The sequence below is a fragment of the Streptomyces sp. NBC_01260 genome, from assembly GCF_036226405.1.
GTDB classification, from domain to species: domain Bacteria; phylum Actinomycetota; class Actinomycetes; order Streptomycetales; family Streptomycetaceae; genus Streptomyces; species Streptomyces laculatispora.
Genome location: NZ_CP108464.1, coordinates 5236286 through 5257054 on the forward strand (window position 1 = coordinate 5236286; position 20769 = coordinate 5257054).

13 protein-coding genes are annotated in these 20769 nt (G+C 71.6%); 5 read left to right on the forward strand and 8 right to left on the reverse strand.

Features of this window, described 5'->3' with window-relative positions:
• Positions 1 to 78: 78 nt before the first annotated feature.
• Both OG322_RS23250 and OG322_RS23255 read right to left on the reverse strand, forming a co-directional pair.
• Positions 79 to 858, reverse strand: coding sequence for an ABC transporter ATP-binding protein (locus OG322_RS23250; RefSeq protein WP_123471428.1), 780 nt, complete (start codon positions 856 to 858; stop codon positions 79 to 81).
• A complete protein-coding gene (locus OG322_RS23255) occupies positions 851 to 1792 on the reverse strand; it encodes an ABC transporter permease (protein ID WP_123471427.1) in 942 nt (313 codons plus the stop codon). The genes OG322_RS23250 and OG322_RS23255 overlap by 8 nt, the downstream gene beginning before the upstream one ends.
• Before the next feature lie 118 nt (positions 1793 to 1910).
• On the opposite strand from OG322_RS23255, the gene OG322_RS23260 reads away from it, so the two are divergent.
• From OG322_RS23260 to OG322_RS23280, 5 genes are all read left to right on the forward strand, one after another.
• The gene (locus tag OG322_RS23260; RefSeq protein ID WP_123471426.1) at positions 1911 to 2528 is read left to right on the forward strand and encodes a TetR/AcrR family transcriptional regulator; all 618 of its coding nucleotides are present in this window, start codon (positions 1911 to 1913) and stop codon (positions 2526 to 2528) included.
• 377 nt (positions 2529 to 2905) lie between these two features.
• Positions 2906 to 6451, forward strand: a complete 3546-nt coding sequence (locus tag OG322_RS23265) for a bifunctional glycosyltransferase/CDP-glycerol:glycerophosphate glycerophosphotransferase (RefSeq protein WP_123471425.1) — start codon at positions 2906 to 2908, stop codon at positions 6449 to 6451.
• A gap of 269 nt (positions 6452 to 6720) precedes the next feature.
• Positions 6721 to 7962 (forward strand): glycosyltransferase family 39 protein, encoded by a 1242-nt coding sequence (locus OG322_RS23270; protein ID WP_329306872.1) that lies wholly within the window; start codon positions 6721 to 6723, stop codon positions 7960 to 7962.
• 82 nt (positions 7963 to 8044) lie between these two features.
• Positions 8045 to 9559 carry a bifunctional glycosyltransferase/class I SAM-dependent methyltransferase gene (locus OG322_RS23275; protein WP_123471423.1) on the forward strand — a complete coding sequence of 505 codons (1515 nt, stop codon included), beginning with the start codon at positions 8045 to 8047 and terminating at the stop codon, positions 9557 to 9559.
• A gap of 70 nt (positions 9560 to 9629) precedes the next feature.
• Positions 9630 to 10004, forward strand: a complete 375-nt coding sequence (locus OG322_RS23280; protein ID WP_241199987.1) for a hypothetical protein — start codon at positions 9630 to 9632, stop codon at positions 10002 to 10004.
• A gap of 71 nt (positions 10005 to 10075) precedes the next feature.
• Here the strand turns inward: OG322_RS23280 and OG322_RS23285 are convergent, their stop codons facing one another.
• The 6 genes from OG322_RS23285 to OG322_RS23310 form a co-directional block, all read right to left on the reverse strand.
• A complete protein-coding gene (locus OG322_RS23285; RefSeq protein ID WP_124284147.1) occupies positions 10076 to 12250 on the reverse strand; it encodes a bifunctional glycosyltransferase/CDP-glycerol:glycerophosphate glycerophosphotransferase in 2175 nt (724 codons plus the stop codon).
• A 42-nt stretch (positions 12251 to 12292) separates the two neighbouring features.
• Complete coding sequence (locus tag OG322_RS23290) at positions 12293 to 12511, reverse strand: hypothetical protein (RefSeq protein WP_148085590.1); 219 nt, start codon at positions 12509 to 12511, stop codon at positions 12293 to 12295.
• 141 nt (positions 12512 to 12652) lie between these two features.
• Complete coding sequence (locus OG322_RS23295) at positions 12653 to 13576, reverse strand: carbohydrate ABC transporter permease (protein WP_123471420.1); 924 nt, start codon at positions 13574 to 13576, stop codon at positions 12653 to 12655.
• Positions 13573 to 14997 (reverse strand): carbohydrate ABC transporter permease, encoded by a 1425-nt coding sequence (locus tag OG322_RS23300; RefSeq protein ID WP_123471419.1) that lies wholly within the window; start codon positions 14995 to 14997, stop codon positions 13573 to 13575. The genes OG322_RS23295 and OG322_RS23300 overlap by 4 nt, the downstream gene beginning before the upstream one ends.
• A gap of 4 nt (positions 14998 to 15001) precedes the next feature.
• Positions 15002 to 16372 carry an ABC transporter substrate-binding protein gene (locus tag OG322_RS23305; RefSeq protein ID WP_185095731.1) on the reverse strand — a complete coding sequence of 457 codons (1371 nt, stop codon included), beginning with the start codon at positions 16370 to 16372 and terminating at the stop codon, positions 15002 to 15004.
• A 225-nt stretch (positions 16373 to 16597) separates the two neighbouring features.
• A complete protein-coding gene (locus OG322_RS23310) occupies positions 16598 to 20371 on the reverse strand; it encodes an FHA domain-containing protein (protein WP_329306873.1) in 3774 nt (1257 codons plus the stop codon).
• Positions 20372 to 20769: the final 398 nt, after the last annotated feature.

Genomic DNA, 20769 nt, shown 5'->3' on the forward strand with positions numbered 1-20769 from the left:
GCTGCCGGGTGTGTCCGGTGGCCGCCCCGTCCTCAATCGCCGGACGGGCTCGAAGTGCCGCTCCCGGGCCGGGGGCGGTTATTTCTTGCCGGTGAACTTCTCGTAGGCGGCGACCACTTCTTTCGCCGGGCCGTCCATGCGCAGCGTTCCCGCCTCCAGCCAGATCGCCCGGTCGCAGGTCTCGGTGATCGACTTGTTGTGGTGGCTGACCAGGAAGACCGTGCCGGCCTGCTGACGCAGTTCGATGATCCGTTCCTTGCTGCGGCGCTGGAACTTGGCGTCACCGGTGGACAGGGCCTCGTCGATCAGCAGCACGTCGTGGTTCTTGGCCGCGGCGATCGAGAAGCGCAGCCGGGCACCCATGCCGGAGGAGTACGTGCGCATCGGCAGGGTGATGAAGTCGCCCTTCTCGTTGATGCCGGAGAAGTCGACGATCCCCTCGTAGCGCTCGCGGATCTCGTCGCGGCTCATGCCCATCGCGAGTCCGCCGAGGACGACGTTGCGCTCGCCGGTCAGATCGCTCATCAGCGCGGCGTTCACCCCGAGCAGCGAGGGCTGGCCCTGGGTGTGGACACGGCCCTTCGTGGCGGGCAGCAGACCGGCGATGGCCTTCAGCAGCGTCGACTTCCCCGAGCCGTTGGAGCCGATCAGGCCGATCGCCTCCCCCTTGTACGCGGCGAAGCTGACCCCCTTCACGGCGTGCACCTCGCGCACCCCGGGGGACTGCCGGCGCGAGGCGAGCCGGCTGAGGGCCGAGGTGGCGCTGCCCTTGCCGGTGCGGGCGCCGTTGACCTTGTACGTGATGTGGACGTCGTCGACGACGACCGTCGGTACTCCGGGCGAAGTGCTGTCAGCCACGTCCGTAACTCTCCTCGGCCTGCCAGAAGTAGATGAATCCGCCCACGCCGCACACCAGGGCCCAGCCCGTGGCGATGGCCCACACATGCGGGGGCAGCTGTCCGCCGTCGAAGCTGTCGATGAGCGCGAACCGCATCAGGTTGATGAAGACGGCGGCCGGATTGATCTCCAGCGCCAGCTTCACCAGGTGCGGGACCCGGTCGCCCTGGAGCATCGTGCCGATGCTCCACATCACGCCCGACGCGTACATCCAGGTGCGCAGCACGAACGGTGTCAGCTGGGCGATGTCCGGGGTCCGCGCGGCGAGGCGGGCCATGGCCATCGAGATGCCGGTGTTGAAGACGGCCTGCAGCGTCAGGGCCGGTACGGCCAGCAGCCAGGAGGGCTGCGGGTACTGGCCGAACACCAGCAGGATCAGCACCAGTGCGCCCAGCGAGAAGATCAGCTGCTGGAGCTGTTGCAGGGCCAGCGCGATGGGCAGCGAGGCGCGCGGGAAGTGCAGGGCCCGTACGAGCCCGATGTTGCCGCTGATCGCGCGGGTGCCCGCGGTGATCGAGCTGCTGGTGAAGGTCCAGATGAAGACGCCGGTGACCAGGAACGGGACGTAGTCCGGGACGCCGTGCTTCGTCTTCATCAGGACGCCGAAGATGAAGTAGTAGACCGTCGCGTTGAGCAGCGGGGTCATGATCTGCCAGATCTGGCCGAGCTTCGCCTGGCTGTACTGGGCGGTGAGCTTGGCGGTGGCGAAGGCCGTGATGAAGTGCCGCCGTCCCCACAGTTCCCGGACGTACGCGGGAAGGGACGGCCTCGCCCCGCTCACGGTCAGCCCGTGCCGGGCGGCGAGGGCCGCGAGCTCTCCGGGCGCGTACACGGGAGGGGACGCGTCGGGCGGGGTGGCCGCCGGGGCCGCCGGAGCTGTTGTCTGGCTCACCACGATCGCTTTCGTCGAGGGGGGAGGGACACACGCAAGCGACGGGACGGAACCGTATCGTCGCAACGCCGAGAGTATGGCGCTACGACGTCGCAACGCAACCGTTTCGTCGTAGCGGACTATGATTCGGGCCATGACCACCGACCCGGGAAGCCGCCGCCGTGTCCCCGCCGGAGCCGCCGTGCTGCGCGAGGACGTGACCGATGCGATCCGCAGCGCGGTCTTCGAGGAGCTGGCCGCGGTCGGCTTCGCCCGGATGTCCATCGAGGGCATCGCCCGGCGCGCGGGCGTCGGGAAGACCGCGGTCTACCGCCGCTGGAAGTCCAAACTGCACCTGGTCCTCGACCTGGTCTCCGCCGTCGCGGTGCAGGGCATGCCCGCCCCGGCCACCGGCTCGCTGTACGGGGACGTCCGCGCCGTGCTCGAACTCGCCGCCTACGCCCTGCGCCACCCGCTCGCCTCCCAGGTCATTCCGGACCTGCTCGTCGAGGCGGCCCGGAACCCGGAGATCTCCGCCACCATCAAGGCCGCCCTGCTCGACCCTCAGCTGGGCATCGCCGCCGTGGTCGTACGGGACGCCGTGGCGCGCGGGGAACTGCCGGAGGGCAGCGACCCCGACCGCGCCCTCGACCTGATCGTCGGCCCGCTCTACTGGCGCCTCGCGGTGGTCCGGGGCGAGCTGCCCGCGGGGTATCTGGACGATCTGGCGGCCTCGGCCGTGGCCGCGCTCACCCGCTGACCGCGGGAAGGAACCGGCCTCGCGCGTTCCGCGTCTTGTCTGGCGGCAGACCCGGTGGTTCCGAGCGGGTCCGTCCCCGGTTGCCGCTCCGGACCGGGGTGTGAGTGTGCTTTCAGGAGCTGCCGGTCCATCGGATAGTCTGGTGGGCGGGCCGCCCACCGGGCCTCCCGGAGCAAGCGCCACACCGTGCTCCCGGGCCGTCCGGGCGAAGCCCCGGGCACTGCCGTCACCGCCGAGGACGAACCCTGGACCGGAGCGGCTTTGCCCACGGGGCGAGCACGGTGCAGGCGTAGTCACTCGTTCGGGACCGTAACCGGTGACCCCCGACCGTTCACACGGTTGAGCCATACGGACAGCCAGGCCCCCGATGAACGGACGTGCTCAACATGCCGCCACGGCTCAGTGTCGTTGTCCCCGTCTATAACGTGGAACTCTTCCTGACGGACTGCCTGAAGTCCCTCGCGGAGCAGACCATGACCGACCTCGAGGTGGTGATGGTCGACGACGGGTCCACCGACGGCAGTGCAGCTCTGGCCGCCGAGTTCGCCGCGCAGGACGACCGCTTCCGGCTGGTGAGCCAGAAGAACGGCGGGCTGGGGCACGCCCGTAACACCGGTGTCCGCAACTGCGACCCGGAGAGCCGCTACCTGGCCTTCGTCGACAGCGACGACATCATCCCGTCGAACGCGTACGAGCTGCTCGTCGGGGCGCTGGAGGAGACCGGTTCGGACCTCGCGTCCGGCAATGTGCTGCGGCTGCGCGCCGGCGGCAAGCTCCAGCAGTCGCCGATGTTCCGCAAGCCCATGGCCACGACCCGGCTGCGCACCCACGTCTCCCGTGACCTGGATCTCCTCGGCGACCGGATCGCCTGCAACAAGGTCTTCCGCCGCTCCTTCTGGGACAAGCACGAGTTCGCCTTCCCGGTCGGCGCGCTCTACGAGGACATCCCCGTCGTGCTGCCGGCCCACTTCCTGGCCGGCTCCGTCGACATCGTGAAGGACCCCGTCTACCAATGGCGGGACCGGCCGGGCTCGATCACCACCAGCCGGGCCGTCGTCCGCGGCGTCCGCGACCGGGTCGCGCACGTGCAGGGGGTCTCCACCTTCCTGGCGGAGAACCGCACGTCCGCCGACAAGAACCACTACGAGGCGCACGCCCTCGCCAACGACCTCTGGTACTTCATGGAGGTCCTCCCCGACGGTGACGCGGAATACCGCGAGGCCTTCCTGACGCACTGCAACGCCTTCATCGACCAGGTCGACCCGACGGTTCTCGACGGACTCCCGCTGCGGCTGCGCCTGATGTGGTACCTGGTGCGCGAGCACCGCATGGAGGAGCTGCTGGCGCTGCTCGCCTACGACAAGCGCGAGCCCGGGGCGTTCGCCGTACGCGGGGTGCGCCGCCGGCAGGCCGAATACCCGGTGCTGAAGCAGCCGGTGCCGGCCCAGGTGCTGCGCGTGGCCGACCGCGACCTCCCGCTCGCCGCCCGGCTGCGGGACGCGCAGTGGCGCGACGGCAAGCTGCACCTCAAGGGGTACGCCTACATCCGCAACCTGCCCGTCGCCGCGGGCCCCAGCGAGTTCCGGATCGGCTGGCTGCGGGCCGGCCGGCGCAACGTGGTGCCGCTGCGGCTGCGCAGGACCGACGAGCAGGAGGCCACCGCCCGCTCCCGCCAGAGCCTGCACGACTACGACCGGGCGGGCTTCGAGGCGGTCATCGACCCGGCGAAGCTCCGCATCGCCGCCGACGGCACCCCCAAGCAGCTCACCTGGCAGCTGGAGATCGGCATCGCCAGGAACGGCCTGCTGCGCCGCTCCTTCCCCTCCGTCCGCGAGGCCTCCGTGGCACCGCCCGTGTACCGGCCGGACGGGGACCACCGGATCGTCCCGGCCTTCGACGCCGACAAGCTGGTGCTGCACGCGGAGCGGATCGACGCCCGGTTCGAGACCCACCGCGCGGGCGACACGTCCGGCACCGTCGTGGTGTCCGGTATGGTCCGCGACCGCCTCGCAGGCGGCGCGCTGCGGCTCGGCCTCACGCACAAGGCCACCGGTACCGCGTACGACGTCCCGGTCACGGTGGGCGAGGGCACCGAGTCCTCGGCCGCCGGCTGGCGCCGTTTCACCGCGGAGCTCCCGCTCGCGGCTGTCACCGAGGCCCGTCCCACGGCGGACGACGCGCCGAAGAGCCTCGGGTACAGCGTCCATCTGGTCGGCCCCAAGAACCAGCGGACGCCGATCGATGTGCCCGGCCCCGTGCTGCCCGGCCGCTACCCGCTCGGCGACGGCGCGGACGGCGTGCGCCGCGAGCTCGCCTTCGTCACGAGCTCCCGCGGGAACCTGCTGATCAGCGACCGCACCGTGCAGCCCGCCGTCGAGCTGGCGAGCTGGACCGATGACGGGCAGCTGTTCCTGGAGGGCACCTTCCCCGAGGACCCGGCACACCCCGTCGAGCTGGTGGCCCAGAACAGCAGCCACCGCGAGGAGGCGACCTTCCCGGTCGAGTTCTCCGGCGACGACGACGCACGGCGCTTCCGCGCCGAACTGCGGCCGGACGCCGTCGAGGGACCCGGCGGCCCGCTCCCGCTCGGTGAGGGCAACTGGTACTTCTTCTTCCGCGAGAAGGGCGCGGGCGACGAGAGCGGCGACATCGCGCTGCGCATCCCGGCCGCCGCCTTCCGCAGCCTGCCCGCCACCCGCACCCTCACCGGCCGCGACTACACCATCGAGCGGCGCTTCGGCGACCAGCTCCTGGTCGTCTCCGCCCCGGTGCTCACCGCCTCGGAGCGCGGTCTGCGCGCCAAGAAGCTGTTGAGCGACTCCTACGCGGCGCAGCGCACCGCGCCGCTGCGCGAGGCCGCCCTCTACAGCAGCTTCGACGGCCGCCAGTTCTCCGACTCGCCGCGTGCGGTCTACGAGGAACTGGTGCTCAGGGGAACCGAGCTGGAGCACCTGTGGGTGGTGCGCGACCAGCAGGCCATCATCCCCGCGGGCGCCACCGCCGTGGAGCACGGCTCGGCCGCCTGGCACGAGGCGCTGGCCCGCAGCCGGCACATCGTCACCAACACCCAGCTGCCCGAGTGGTTCGTGCGGCGCGAGGACCAGACCGTCGTCCAGACCTGGCACGGCACCCCGCTCAAGCGCATCGGCCTTGAGCTCGCGGGCACGATCCAGGCGAACACCGCCTACATCGGCACGCTCAAGCAGCGCGCCCGGCAGTGGAGCTTCCTGGTCTCCCCGAACACGTTCTCCACCCCCGTCCTGCGCCGTTCGTTCGGTTTCGAGGGCGAGGTCCTGGAGTGCGGCTATCCGCGTAACGACCTCTTCCACGCCCCCGACCGGACGAAGGTCGCCGAGGCGGTACGGGAGAGGCTCGGGATTCCCGCGGGCAAGCGGGTCGTGCTGTACGCGCCGACCTGGCGCGAGGACCAGCAGTTGGGCGGCGGGCGCTACTCCCTGGGCCTCCAGCTCGACCTGGCCGCGGCCGAACGCGAACTGGGCGCGGACACCGTGCTGCTGGTGCGCCGTCACTACATGGTCACCGACCGGCTCCCGGACAGCGGCACCGGATTCGTCCGCGACGTCTCGCGCTACCCGGACGTCGGCGAGCTGATGCTGATCAGCGACGCGCTGGTCACCGACTACTCCTCGCTGATGTTCGACTTCGCCCAGACCGGGCGTCCGATGCTCTTCCACACCTACGACCTGGAGCACTACCGCGACACGCTGCGCGGATTCAGCTTCGACTTCGAGGCGCGTGCTCCCGGCCCGCTGATCCCGGGCTCCGACGATCTGATCGCCGCCCTGCGCGACCCGGTCCGGGCCATCGCGGGACACGCGGAAGCGTACGAGGCATTTCGGCGGGACTTCTGCGACCTCGACGACGGCCGTGCGACCGCCCGGGTGGTCGACCGGATGCTGTAGTCCGCGTATCGCGCGAAACGTCGCCCCCCACAGGGGCACACGTGCCCGGCCGGTACCCGTACCGGCCGGGCACCGGCGTGTGGTGAACCGCGGTACGACGCCGCGGTGAACGGGAATTGACGTACGGACTGACCGAACTGCGTGAACCGTTCGAGTGATTCGGCATTCCCGGTGTTTGTGCAGACCCGCAGCGCACTCGAGCCGCGAGCCCCATAAGTGTGTTCATCGGTGCGTTGCATAGCGTCGCCGGGTTGCTACGTTCTGCTTTCATGGGTATCCGAATGCGGTGCGAGTCCTGGGACGTGCGGCGCGCGAGAGCCGTCGTGCTCGTTGCCGCGGCCGTCGGCCTCCTGACTCGCATGCTCATCGCGGCGAATACGCCGGGCCCGGCCGATGTGCGCATCTTCGCGGATTTCGCCAAGGCGGTCACCGTCTACGGCCCCGTCCGGATCTATGAACACCCGCTGCCCGGACTGCCCGTCTACAACCATCCGCCGCTGGCCGGCTGGATGCTGCTCGGTCTGAACGGTCTTTCCGAACTCGGAATGTCGTTCGCCACGCTCATCCGCTCACCCGCGTCCATCGCCGACTTCTGCTGCGCGATTCTCGTGTTCGAGATCGTCCGGCGGCGTGCCGCCCAGGGGACGGCGGTGCTGTGCGGCGTCGGAGTCGCCGTCAGCCCGGTTCTGATCGCCACCTCCGGCTACCACGGCAACACCGACGCGGTCGCCATCGCGTTCGCCCTGGCCGCCGCCCATCTGCTGGCCGACCGGAAGTCGCCGTTGGCCGCGGGGGTGGCCGCGGCGCTCTCGATCAGCGTCAAGTTCATTCCGGTGGTGGTGATCCCGGCGCTGTTCGTCGCCGCGCTGCGCGGCGGCCGACCGGTGCTGGTCCGCTTCGCCGCCGGGTTCGGCGCGCTGTTCGCCCTGGTGTGGGGGCCGGTGCTGGTGACCGTGCCGCAGCACCTCAGGGAGAACGTCCTGGAGTACGCGGGCGGCACCTACCACCTCTGGGGGCTGGTCCGGTTCGCCGATGTGCTCGGGCTGCCGGATTCCGTCATCACCTCCATGCAGGGCGGCGCGCACTTCCTCTTCGCGCTGGTCTGCGTGGTGGCCGGGGTCTGGCTGGCGTGGCTGCGGCCCGGTCAGCTGCCCGGGGCCGTCGGCGCCACCCTGGGCCTGCTGCTGCTCCTGTCCACCGCCTCCGGTCTGCAGTACCTGACCTGGGCGGCCGCCGGAGCGTTCGTTCTCGGGTTCTGGGAAGGGCTCGCGTACAGCTGTGCGGCCGGGCTGACGGCCGTCCTCGGCTACAGCGGACGCTCCGCCGTGCGCTGGAACGAGCTGACGCTGGAAGTGGGCGCCGCCGGATGGACCGTCCTCGCGGTCGGCCTGGCCGCCGGCGTCCGCCGGATCCTCGCCGCTCAGCCGGACACACCCCCGAAGCCCCCCGCCGAGCGGGCACCGCTCGGCGCTCCCCGTACCTCGCGGCCCTCCGGTTCCGCGGTCAACTGACCGCGCACACCGGCGCCGCGTCCCCCCGCCCAACCGTCCTCGACCCCAGCACCGAGCACCGAGCGCAACTGGAGAACGCCCCGTGAAGGAAAGCCCGAGCCCCAGGATCGGCATCCTGGTGGTCGCGTACAACGCGGAGACAACGCTGGAGAAGACCCTCGACCGGATTCCGGAGGACTTCCGGTCCCGGGTCGACGAGATTCTCATTCTCGACGACGCCAGTCATGATGCGACCTTCACCGCCGGCTGCCGATGGTCCCAGGCGGACGGAATGCCGCGGACCGTGGTGATGCGGCACACCAAGAACCTGGGATACGGCGGAAACCAGAAGGCCGGATACGCGCTGGCAGCCGCGCACGGACTGGACATCATCGTGCTCCTGCACGGCGACGGACAGTACGCCCCGGAACTGCTCCCCGACATGGTCGCCCCGATCGAACGCGGCGAATGCGAAGCGGTGTTCGGATCGCGGATGATGAAATCCGGCACTGCCCTCAAGGGCGGAATGCCGGTCTACAAGTGGCTGGGCAACCGCATTCTCACCCGGCTGGAGAACGGCCTCCTCGGTTCGCAGCTGACCGAATTCCACTCCGGGTACCGCGCCTACAGCGTCGAGGCGCTGAAGAGGCTGCCGATCGACCGGAACACCGACGCCTTCGACTTCGACACCCAGATCATCGTCCAGCTGCTCAACGCGGGAATGCGGATCAAGGAGATCCCCGTGCCCACGTACTACGGCGACGAGATCTGCTACGTCAACGGCATGAAGTACGCGAAGGACGTCGTCAAGGACGTCCTCGAATACCGCCTGGCGGTCAAGGGGTTCGGCACCTGCGCATGGATCCCGAAACCCGTCGAGTACGCCTTCAAGGAGGGCGACGGCTCCTCGCACGCGGTCATCCTGGAGAAGATGCGGAAGCTGCCGCCCGGCCGGGTCCTGGACCTCGGCTGTTCCGGCGGTCTGTTCGCGGAGCGGCTGGAGGCACTCGGCCACGAGGTGACCGGTGTGGACTTCGTCGAGGTGCCCGGAGTGCGGGAGAAGTGCACGTACTTCCACCTCGCCAATCTGGAGGAGGGCCTGCCGGTCGAGGCCGGCGTCGACTTCGACTACGTCGTCGCCGGGGACGTCATCGAGCATCTCTCCCGCCCCGAGCGGGTGCTCACCGAGGTCGCCACCGTGCTCCGGCCGGGCGGCCAGGTGCTGCTGTCCGTTCCGAACTTCAGCCACTGGTACTCACGGATGCGCGTCGCGCTCGGCGCCTTCGACTACGACCGCCGCGGCATCCTCGACGAAACGCATCTGCGGTTCTTCACCCGGGCCAGCCTGCGCCGCACGGTACGCAACGCGGGCTACGACGTCCTGGACATCGCCTCGACGGGGGCGCCGTTCTGGTCGCTGCTCGGACGGGGCCCGCTGGCCGCGGTACTCGGCGGGCTGTCCAGGCTGCTGACCCGGATCAGGCCGACGCTGTTCGGCTATCAGCACGTCGCACTGCTCACCCCGCATGCGGCCGAGACGATCATCGCTGGAGAGCACGTCGATGTACAGGACATCCTCAACCCGCAGTACGTCCCTGCCGACCGGGTCGGCGTCTGAGGCGACCGTTCCCCAACCCACCGCCGCCCAAGCGTCCGAGAATCCGGCCGCCGCCGTCAGGAGCAAGGTCTTGACCCTTCCCAGCGTGCTGCTGCTGCTGTTCGCCGTGTTCTCGTCCGCGGGCGGCCAGATCATGCTCAAACACGGGATGAAGGGCGCCGCAGCCGCCGCCGGGGAGCACGGCGGCTCCGTCGCCCTGCGGGCCGCCACCAGCCCCTGGGTGGTGGTCGGGCTGGTGATCTTCGCGGTCTCCGCCCTCGCCTGGATGTCCACCCTGGCCAAGGTGCCGCTCTCCATCGCGTACCCGTTCAACGCGCTGGGCTATCTGCTGATCGTGCTGGCCGGGGCGACCGTGCTGCACGAGCGGACCTCGATGTGGACCTGGGGCGGCTCGTTGCTCGTGGTCGTCGGCCTCGTCACGGTCATGGCGGGCCAGCAGCGCTGAGCCCGATCGAGGCCGAAGGGCCCGGCACCGGAACATTCCGGTGCCGGGCCCTTCGGCCTCGATCGGGTGGGTCAGGCGGTTCCGGTCGCCGAGGGCTCCTCGCCCAGCAGGACCCGGCGCACCACGCGCTCCGCGGCGCGGCCGTCGTCGTACGGGCAGAACCGCTCGCGGAACGCCTTCAGCAGTGCCTCGCTCGCGGGGCTGTCCCAGCTGCCGTCGGTGAACGCCCGGGCCAGCTCGTCCGTGGTCGTCGCGACGGCACCCGGGGTCTCGCCGGGCTTGCCGGACAGCAGGTCGAAGACCACGCCGCGGACCGTGCGGTACGTCTCCCAGTCCGGGGCGTGCACCACGATCGGGCGGTTCAGGTGGGCGTAGTCGAACATCACCGACGAGTAGTCCGTGATCAGCGCGTCGGCGGCCAGGCAGAGGTCCTCGATCCGCGGGTGGTCGCTGACATCGATGATCGACGGGTTCTCGGGGAGTCCGGCGCCGCCGTAGAAGTAGTGCGCGCGGACCATGACCACGGTGTCCGGGCCCACGGTCTCGCAGAACCGGGCCAGGTCGAGGCGGCTGGTGAAGCCGGCCTCGTAGTCGCGGTGGGTGGGCGCGTACAGCAGGGCGCGCTGGCCGGGGCGAATGCCGAGCCCCTCGCGGATCTTGTCGGTCTGCTCCTGCGTCGCCGTCGCGAAGACGTCGTTGCGGGGGTAGCCCGTCTCCAGCGAGCGCGCGGCGCTCGGGTAGGCGCGGGACCACACCTCGGTCGAGTGCGGGTTGGCGGAGACGCTCCAGTCCCACCGGTCGACCCGCTTGAGCAGCCGGTCGAAGTTGAGCCCCTGCGCGGCCGCCGGATAGTTCTGCTGGTCCATCCCCATGATCTTCAGCGGGGTGCCGTGGTGGGTCATCACGTGGATCTGGCCGGGGCGCTTGACCAGGTGGTCGGCGAAGTTGACGTTGTTGAAGAAGTACGTGGCACGGGCCAGCGCCGACCAGTAGCGGCGGGTGCCGGGCACCACGTAGTCGATGCCCTTCGGCAGCGAGTCCACCTGGTTCTTCGACACCACCCAGACCCCGTGCACATCGGGGGCCAGCTCCTGGGCCTTGCGGTAGATCGCCTCGGGGTTGCAGCTCACGCCGCGGTTCCAGTAGGCCGCGTAGACGGCGAGCTTCGGGTCCAGCGGAAGCTTGCGCTGCGCCTTGTAGTAGCGCGCGGTGAACGACTTCTTCGCCTTGGCCCGGGCCGTGCTGGGGGCCGTGCGCAGGCTCCGCCGGGTGGCGAGGGCGGTGTCGAGGGCGCCGAGAGCGGCGTACTTCCCGCCGCCCATCAGCTGCGGCCGGAGCCCCTTCGCGCCGCCCGGGAAGGTGAAGCCGTCGGGCCGGTGGTCGCTGTGGAACGAGGCGACGGCGGTGACGTACTGCCTGCGGCGCTTCGTTACCATCGGGTACGCGGAAAGCAGCTCCTGGACCGCGCGGTCGAAGATCAGCCCGCGTACGGGGCTCAGGGCCGGGCGCGCCTCGACGAACGTCATCAGCTCGCCGTACGCGTCGACCAGCTCCAGCGGCGTCGAGCCGGCCGTCGGCTCCGCCGCGTCCGTGAGGCCGGGCAGATAGCGCTGCTGGCGGTGTTCGACGCAGGCGGTGCCCAGCGTGGCGACCGAACCGGCGACGGCGAGCGCCTTCAGCGCGTACATGCGCTCACCGTGCGGGCCGGGGCCGAAGGCCAGGCTCTCGCTCTCGGCGAGGGTGCGGCGGACCGCCCGGTTCCAGGACACCGGCGCGATGTCCAGGAGGCCGGGGCGGGCGGCGAGGGTGTGCGGGCCCGCGGGCATGCCGCTCAGCAGTTCCAGCGAACGGGTCATCCGGGTCTTGCCGCGGAACGGGCGCTTGCGGTGGCCGAACACCAGCACATCGGGAGCGTCGGTGGATTCCAGCCGGTCCGCGATGTCCTGCAGCGCGCCCGGCAGGTAGATGTAGTGGCCCTCGAGGAAGAGGAGGTAGTCCCCGGTGGCCCGCTCGGCCCCGGCGTTGCGGCGGCCGTGGGCTCCCGAGCCCTCGGGCAGGTGGATGGCCTGGACCCGGCTGTCACGTGCGGCGAACTCGTCCAGCACCAGTCCCGAACCGTCCGGGGCGCCGTCATCCACACCGATCACCTCGATGTCCGTGAACGACTGCGAGAGCACCGACTCCAGGCACTCGCGCAGACTTCCCCGGGCGCGGCGGACGGGGATGATGACACTCAGCCGGGGCATACAGACTCTTTCTCGGACTGTGCGTACTGGGGCGCACACAGATTACTGCGGGGCGCTCAGCAGAACGGGCAGGGGGCTGACAAGGGTGCGGTGGTCGGGAGGCGGGCGGGCCGGGCCCTGGTGGGGCCGCCGGCCGGTCGGAGCCGTCCGGTCCATGGATATGGACGCGGTGATTCCGGCCGGGACCGGTAGACGCACCACTCTGCCGTCGATGTGGTCGACCGCGTGGCTGATGAAGGCCCCACTTATCATACTACCCACGCCCTTAAGTGAACCTTGGTCATCCAGGGGCGTGCGGGCCCACGGCACCCCGGGCACGCGGACGGGGCAGTCCATGGTGGCTGACCGGACTGCCCCGCGTTGACGCACATGCCCCGGGAGGGTGTGGATCACGCCCGGCGGCTACTTGACCGCGCCCGCCATGACGCCGGAGACGAACTGGCGCTGGAAGGCGAAGAACACCGCGAGCGGTATCACCATCGAGACGAACGCGCCGGGCGCAAGGACGTCGATGTTGTTGCCGAACTGCCGTACCTGCTGCTGGAGTGCGACCGTGATCGGCGGCGAGCCGGAGTCCGCGAAGATCAGTGCGACCAGCATGTCGTTCCACACCCAGAGGAACTGGAAGATCCCGAGCGAGGCGATCGCGGGACCGCCCAGCGGCATCACGACCCGGGTGAAGAGCCGGATCTCGCCCGCTCCGTCGAGCCGCGCCGCCTCCAGCAGCTCCCGCGGGATCTCCGCGAAGAAGTTCCGCAACAGGAAGATCGCGAAGGGCAGGCCGAAGGCGGTGTGGAAGATGATCACGCCGAAGGTCGTCTCGAAGATGCCGACCGCGCCGAAGAGCTTGGAGACCGGGATCAGCGCGACCTGCACCGGGACCACCAAGAGCCCCACCACCACCAGGAACCACCAGTCGCGGCCCGGGAACTCCATCCAGGCGAAGGCGTATCCGGCGAGCGAGCCGATCACCACGACCAGGACGGTCGACGGGACGGTGATCATGACGGTGCTGAGCAGTGAATCGGTGATCGTCGAATTGTCCAGCAGCCGGGAGTAGTTGTCGAAGGTCAGCTCGGACGGGACGGTGAAGACCTTCCACCAGCCGGTCGCCGCGATCTTGTCCGCGCTGCGCAGCGAGGACAGCAGCAGCCCGATGGTGGGCATCAGCCAGAACAGCGCCACCAGGATCAGGACGACCCGCATCACGCCGCCGCCGGCCCGTGCCGCGATCCGGGCGCCGAGCGACCGTCCGGCCTTCGCCGCGCCGGTGTCCGGGGCGGCGCCCGCCCCGGCGGGCGGGGCCGTGGTCGAGGGTGTCGTCATCGGCGCCCCTCCTTCCGTATCCGCCTGATGTTGAAGAGCATCACCGGGACCACCAGCAGCAGCAGGAGCACGGCGATGGCGCTGCCGATCCCCAGGTCCGCGTCCGTGCCGAACGAGGACCGGTAGAGCTGGAGCGCCAGCACGTTCGCGTCGTCCTGCGAGGAGCCCGGCGCGATGATGAAGACCAGGTCGAAGACCTTCAGGACGTTGATCATCAGCGTCACCAGCACCACCGCGAGGACCGGGGCGAGCATCGGCACCGTGATCCGGCGGAACACCTGCCACTCGTTGGCCCCGTCCACCCGGGCCGCTTCGAGGAGTTCGCGCGGCAGGCCCGCCAGGCCGGCCGCGATCAGCACCATGGCGAAGCCCGCCCACATCCAGACGTAGCTGCCGATGATGCCGGGCGTCACCAGGGTCGGCCCGAGCCAGTCGACCCCGTTGTACGGCTCCTTGAAGTTGGAGGCCGGCAGCCGGAGTTCGGCGCCGTCCGCCGCGGCGGGCAGCGTGAACGTGCCGTCGGCGCCGGCGGTGGCCGAGGCGACCACCGCGCCGTCCTTGACGGCCTCGACCTTGATGCCCTTGAGCCCGAGCTCCTTGGGGTCGATGACGTTGGGCTTCCCGCCGCCGCCCTTGGTGAAGTCCAGCCAGGCGGTGCCGGTGATCTTCCCGCCGGTCACCGCCGCGGGGGCCCGTGCGGGCTTCGCGTCGCCGGGCATCTTCGCGGGCGCCACCCCGACCAGGGGCAGTTGGACCGGCTCCCCGGCCCGGACCGGCACCTTGGTCACGAAGGACCCGCCGCCGGCCGCCTTCAGCGGGTGGACGGGCAGCGGATGCGCCTTGGGGAACCCGGTCGATTCGGCGAACGTGTCGTGCACGCCCACCCATACGGCGTTGGCGACCCCGCGCTCCGGTGCCTGGTCGTACACCAGCCGGAAGATGATGCCCGCGGCGAGCATCGAGATCGCCATCGGCATGAAGACGATCAGCTTGAACGCCGTTCCCCAGCGAATGCGTTCGGTCAGCACCGCGAAGATCAGGCCGAGGACGGTGGAGACGGTCGGTGCGAGGACGACCCAGATCGCGTTGTTCTTGACCGCGGTACGGATGGTGTCGTCGGTGAACAGTGCCTTGTAGTTGTCGAGTCCGGCGAAACCGGTCCCCGCCTGGTCGAAGAAGGACCGGTAGACGGAGTACACGATCGGATACACCACGAGCGCGCCGAGCAGCACCAGCGCGGGCAGCAGGAAGAGCGCCGCGATGGCCCTGCGGGTGCCGGTGACGCTCTTGCGGCTGGGCACCTCACGGGCGGGCGGCTGCCCGGAGCCGGGCTGCCTGGGGGCGGGTACCGAGGTCCCGCCGCGGGGTCGGGTGTCGGCGGGGGGCGCCTCGTCGGCGCCCCCCGCTGCGGCTGTCGTCATCCCGTCAGCTCTTGTACGCCTTGGCCGCGTCGGACTCCAGTTTCGCCTGGGTCCCCGCGATGTCCTTCGGGTTCTTCAGGAAGTCCTGCAGCCTCTTCCACTCACCCTTGCCGGGCGTACCGCCGAACGACTGCGGGGCCTGGTCGGACATGTCGAACCGGACGGCGTCACCGGCCGCGACCAGTGCCTTCGCCATCGTGCGCTGCACCTCGTTGGGGTACGCGGCAGCGTCCAGCGACTTGTTGGGCGAGATGAACCCGCCCTGCTCGGCCCAGATCTTCGCGGCGTCGGTGGAGGCCAGCCAGGTCAGCAGCGCCTGGGCGCCCTTGCTGTCCTTCAGCGCGACCGCCGCGTCGCCGCCGGTCACCACGGGCGACTCGGCGCCGACCGCGGGGAACGGGAACACCTTGGCGTCCGTACCGATCTTGGCCTTGGTCTGGGCGATGTTGACGCCGACGAAGTCGCCCTCGAAGACCATCGCGCCCTTGGGCTGGTCACCGCCGGTGAAGGTCTGGGTGACCGAGGCCGGGAACTCCGTCTGGAGCGCGCCGTCGGCGCCGCCCGCGATCAGGGCGGGCTTCCCGAAGAGCTGCGCGAGCGTGGTCAGCGCGTCCTTGACGGACGGGTCCGTCCACTTGATCTTGTGCTGGGCCAGCTGGTCGTACTTCTCGGGGCCCGCCTGGGAGAGGTAGATGTTCTCGAACCAGTCGGTGAGCGTCCAGCCGTCCGCGCCGGCGACCGAGACCGGGGTGACGCCCGAGGCGGACACCGTCTCGGCGGTCGCCAGGAAGTCCTTCCAGGTCTTCGGCTCGGACGCCCCGGCGTTCTCGAAGGCCTTGGCGTTGTACCAGACCAGGGACTTGTTGGCGGCCTTGAAGTACACGCCGTACTGGGTGCCGTCCACCGCGCCCAGGTCCTGCCAGACCTTGGAGTAGTTCTTGGTCAGCTGGGCCTTCGCCTCGGCTCCGGCCGGCTTCGCCCACTTCTTGGCGACGGCCTGCTGGATCGCGCCGACCTGCGGGATCATCGCGACGTCCGGCGGCTGGCCGCCCGCGATCTTCGTACCGAGGAAGTTGACGATCGGGTCCTGCGCCGGGACGAAGGTGACCGTCGCCCCCGTGCGCTTCTCGAACTCCTTGAGGACCTTGACGAAGTTGGCCTGTTCCGGACCGGTCCAGACCGCCGCGACGGAGATCTTCTCGCCGTTCAGTTTCGGCAGTACGACGCTCGACGCGCTGTCCTTGCTTCCTTCGGAAGCGCCCCCCTCGGTCTTGTCCTTTCCGCCGTCACCGTCGTCGCCGCAGCCGGTGAGGGCCAGTGCGCCGATGGCTGTGAACACCATGGCGGCCCTGCGAATCCGAAGCGTTGTGCGCATCCGTGCCCCGTCTCTCCTGTGCGCGTGCACCGACCGGCATCGCCGGACTTCCGACGGTGCCGGTCATTCATCACATGGTCGTGTGCGCACAGTCCTACGCCCGGCATCCAGGTGCCGCAATACCAACTTCGGGCTCAACTCGATGATCGTGATGGGCTCGTGACGTCAAGTCGGTGACGGTATACGGAGATTGGGGACGACAGGCCCGAACGGCCCGTCGCCCCTTCAGTGGTGAGCGGGTGCGAGCGGCGCCAGCGGCGCGGCGTTCACCGAACGCGCCGCGCGCTCCAGCGCACTGGCCAGCAGGGCCAAGTCCGTCGGCCCGTTGCCCAGTTCGCGCACCGGGCGGCGGGTGGGCGGATCGCCCATCCGTTCCCACTCCAGCGGTACGACGGTCGGCCGCAGCGTCGCCGTACGCGGAATGCGGCCCGTGACCCGGCCACCCTGGAACGGCGTCACCCGCCCGTCCGGATGGCCCAGCCGCCCGCGGCCCGGCGCCGGATCGTCCGGCGAGGGAGGGATGACCGGCGGATCGAGCACGACCCGAAGCCGGGCCCCGCGGGCCAGCTCGGTGTCCTCCGTGCGGTCCGGGCGGGCGGACGTCGCGACCAGGTGCACGCCGAGCCTGCCGCCCTCCCTGGCCACGGCCTCCAGCGCCCTGACGACCGAACCGGCGGCCGGCCGGCCCGGACTGCCGAGCGCCGGGGCTATCAGCGCGTCGAAGTCGTCCACGAGCACGACGAGCCTGGGCAGCGGCGAAGGCCCCGGCTCCGGCGGCCGGGCCGCGGCGGGACGCAGTTGCAGGGTTCCGCTCATCTGGGAGTCCACGTCGCCGCGCGGCTCGGACGCGCCCGGCGGCCACTGACCGGCCGTCCGCCGCGTCGTTTCGGACCGGCTGTGCCATTCGGCGAAGTCGAGCTCGCCGAGCACTTCGGCCCGCCGCTTCAGCTCGCCGCCCAGCGCCTGCGCGAACTCCCGCATCCTGACCGGGTCGGAGGCCACCAAGTGCGTGAACACATGCGGGAGTTCGGTGCAGGGGCGCAGGCTCTCGCCGCGCTCGCCCCCGGCGCCGTCGACCAGCAGGATGCCGAGCCGGTCGGGACGGGCCGCGGCCGCCAGCGACGCGGCGACGGCCCTCAGCAGTTCGGTACGGCCGCTGCCGCCCGGCCCCTCGATGAGGAGGTGCGGCCCCTCGTCGGCGAGATCCACACTCACCGGTCCCCGGGGCCCGGCCCCGAGCACCACGACGGGCCGCCCGGCGAAGGCGGCGCCCTCGTCGGCCCCGGCGGCCGGGCGGGAACCGGTGTCCATTGCCGCGCCGCCCGGCCCGGAGCCGCGGGCGGCGACCCGGGGGGCGTCGCCCTGACGCGGCCCGCTGACCCGGTTCGAGGAACGCCCCGAACCGGCTGAGCGAAGGCTGTCGTTGTCCCTCACATCTGCGGATCCGTCCCAGGCGCGGGTGTCGGATCCGGGCAGGGTGCGCGAACTCGGTGTGCCCCCGGGCCCCCCGTCGTACCGCTGCCCGCCCACCCGGGGGTGGGGGGTGCGGCCGGACGCGGGGCTGTCGGCGCGGTCGGGGTACGGGGTGCGGCCCGAGCCCGCGCCGTCGTACGCCCCGCCGCGACCGGAGGCGCCGCGCGGTACGCCCGCGTGGGTCTCGTTCGAGCCGCCGCGACCGTCGGTGCCGCGGGGATACGGCGTGCGTCCGGAGCCCGGGGTGTACGTGCCGTCGGGGTAGGAGGTGCGGCCGGAGCCCTGGTTCTCCACGGGGGCCGGGTACGGGGTGCGACCCGGGCTCCGGCCGTCCGCGCCCTGCGGGTACGGGGTGCGCCCCGAGCCCGGGGCGTCCGTGCCCCGGGCGGCGGGCGGGCGCGATGGTTCGCCGCCCGTGCGCTGGGCCCCCACCCGGGGGCCCGCACCGCCGGTGCGGCCCGAGCCGCGGGTGCCGTCGCCCGCGCCGCCCGTCCAGCTGCCCGAGCCGCGGACCGTCGCGCCCGGCTGCTCGTCCGCCGTCGAGGCCCAGCGGGCCATCAGGGAGGCCGGGGTGGCGCGGGCCAGGCCCAGCTCGTCCAGGAGCCGGGCGGAGGGCGGGAGCGCCACCGCGGCCGGCCGGCCCGGCAGCCCGGCCGGGCCCTCCGTGCGCAGCGGGGCCAGCGCCCGGCCGAACCGCTCCGCCCAGTGCGCCGACACCGCGTCCACCGCGGCGACCGTGCCGTGGCCGGCCGCCCGGCCGCCCGACGTGCGCAGCAGCCGCAGCGCCGTCGCCACATCGCCGCTGAGCATCGCCACCGCCCCGCACTCCCGGAAGGCGATCGAGGCGTGGCACGCCGCCTCGTAGGTCGCGGCGACCGGGGAGGTGGGGGTGGCGGCCGGGGTCTCGGCCAGACAGATCAGATGGATGCCCGCCGCCGCGCCCGCCGAGGCCAGCCGGGCGGTGTTCTCACGCAGCGCCGAGGAGCCGGGATCGCCGTCCACGATCACCACGGTGAACGGGCCCTCGTAGTGCCGGGCGGCCTCCGAGACCGTCGAGCGGTCCAGACTCGCCCAGCCGGGCCCCAGCGGCCCGTCGTCCAGCCGGCGCACCAGTTCCGTGGTCCGGGCGACGGCCTGCTCACGGTCGTACGCGAGCAGCAGCCGGCAGTCCTGGCCGTGCATCGGGCGCAGATGCGGCAGCCAGCCGAGCCAGGCCCACGTGCGGCGGCGCTCGTCCACCCCGCGCGCCCGGTCCGTGCTGATCAGCACGATCTCCAGATCGGCGGGGGGGTGCAGGGCGGCCAGCTGCGCCACCACCGAGCGGGCGAGCCCCGTCAACCGGTCCCGCGGCCCGGCGAGCCCCAGCGAACCCGCCTCCCGCAGCCCCACGGTCACCGGCACGGCCGGCAGCTCGGCCCGCTCGGTCGTGCCCAGCCGGACCACCAGCGCCTCCGGATGCCCGGCGTCGCGCTCCCACAGCCGGGGGCCCGGTCCGAGCGCGGTCAGCAGTACGGACGCCGGATCGGGCCAGGTGCCCTCCGGAGCGGTGGGCAGCGCGGTGAAGGTGGCGGGGGCCGGGGCCGGCGGTGCCGTCTCGTCCGGCGCGCTCTCGTGCACCGGATCGCCCTTGCCGCCCGCGAGCCGGCGGGCCCAGGCGCCTATGCCCCGCCGGGGCGCTTCCTCGTCCGGGTAGCGGTCGGGGCGCCCGGAGCCCGACCGCGGCCGGGCCACGGAGTGCCCGCCCCGGTCGTCGTCCCGCGCGCCGCGCTCGTGGAAGGCGGGTTCCTCGTGCCCCCCGGGCCCGGGGGGCACGGCCGCGCTGTACGCGTGGGCGGAGCCGTCCCCGAAACCGTGTCCCGGGTCGGCGTCGGCCGGAGCCCTGGCCGCCACCCGCAGATGCCCCTCGCCGTCCGGCGCGGTCCCCAGCGTCGGCGTACGCGCCCCCGAGGTCAGCCGGAGCGTCGACTCGCCGAGCCGCAGCAGCGCACCGGGTTTCAGCCGGACCGGACGGTCGCGGACCTCCGCGCCGTCCAGCGAGGTGCCGTTGGTCGAGCCCAGGTCGGCCACCGCGACCCGGCCGTCGTCCGAGACGGTCACCGCGCAGTGCAGCCGCGAGACATCGGGGTCGTCGAGCGGGACATCGGCTTCGGCCGAGCGCCCGATCCGGATCTGCCCGCCGTGCAGCAGGTGGACCCCGCCCGCGTCCGGTCCGGCGATCACGTGCAGCTGCGCCGGAACGGCGTCGTCCGTCGACTCGTCCTCGCCCGGGACCTGGAGCGAGAGCACCGCTCCGTCGACCAGGGGCGGCTCACCGAGGGCGCTGCGCTGCGCGTCGAGCCGCTCCCGCCCGGCGAACAGCACCACCGCACCGCTGCCGAGGGAGCCGTCGGGCCCGGAGACGGCCGCGGCCAGGCCGGATGCCACGGTGGCCAGCGCCGTCCCCGCGGGGGCGGTGACCAGCACGTCGCAGGCGCGCGCCGGGGTGTGGCCGCTGCGCGGCGCGAGGACGGTCAGCCGGATCTGCATCGCCGTCAGCGGTCCCTTCTGCGCGAGGTGCCCGGCAGGGGAAACGCCCTGTGATTCCCCCCACCCGGAACGGACGCGTCGTCCGGTACAGGTTCGTCACGTACCGCAGGGCTCCCGACCCCACGGTTCTGTGCTGGAGGCATCCTCGCACCTGCCACTGACAACACGCCCGGGGGTCACCGCTAAGTGATCTTGAAAGGTCGGCTGTGCGCCCAAAAGTGCATGCTTGGCCCGTTCTACGGCACGGCCGATCCGGTCCGGACCGGCGCCCGCGGCCCTTGCGCGCCCCCGGTGCGGCAACCATCCGCCCGGAGCGAGCGTCTTCCTCCGCAACCGGTGCGCCCGGGGGCGGGGAGACCCGGCCCTCCGGGAATTCCGGACAAAGCGGCAACCGGGCG

Excerpts from the sequence above, each read along its gene's own strand:
- OG322_RS23260 (WP_123471426.1), top strand. The coding sequence starts at position 1,911 with ATGATTCGGGCCATGACCACCGACCCGGGAAGCCGCCGCCGTGTCCCC.
- OG322_RS23270 (WP_329306872.1), top strand. The coding sequence starts at position 6,721 with ATGGGTATCCGAATGCGGTGCGAGTCCTGGGACGTGCGGCGCGCGAGA.
- OG322_RS23285 (WP_124284147.1), bottom strand. The coding sequence starts at position 12,250 with ATGCCCCGGCTGAGTGTCATCATCCCCGTCCGCCGCGCCCGGGGAAGT.
- OG322_RS23295 (WP_123471420.1), bottom strand. The coding sequence starts at position 13,576 with ATGACGACACCCTCGACCACGGCCCCGCCCGCCGGGGCGGGCGCCGCC.
- OG322_RS23300 (WP_123471419.1), bottom strand. The coding sequence starts at position 14,997 with ATGACGACAGCCGCAGCGGGGGGCGCCGACGAGGCGCCCCCCGCCGAC.
- OG322_RS23305 (WP_185095731.1), bottom strand. The coding sequence starts at position 16,372 with ATGCGCACAACGCTTCGGATTCGCAGGGCCGCCATGGTGTTCACAGCC.
- OG322_RS23310 (WP_329306873.1), bottom strand. The coding sequence starts at position 20,371 with ATGCAGATCCGGCTGACCGTCCTCGCGCCGCGCAGCGGCCACACCCCG.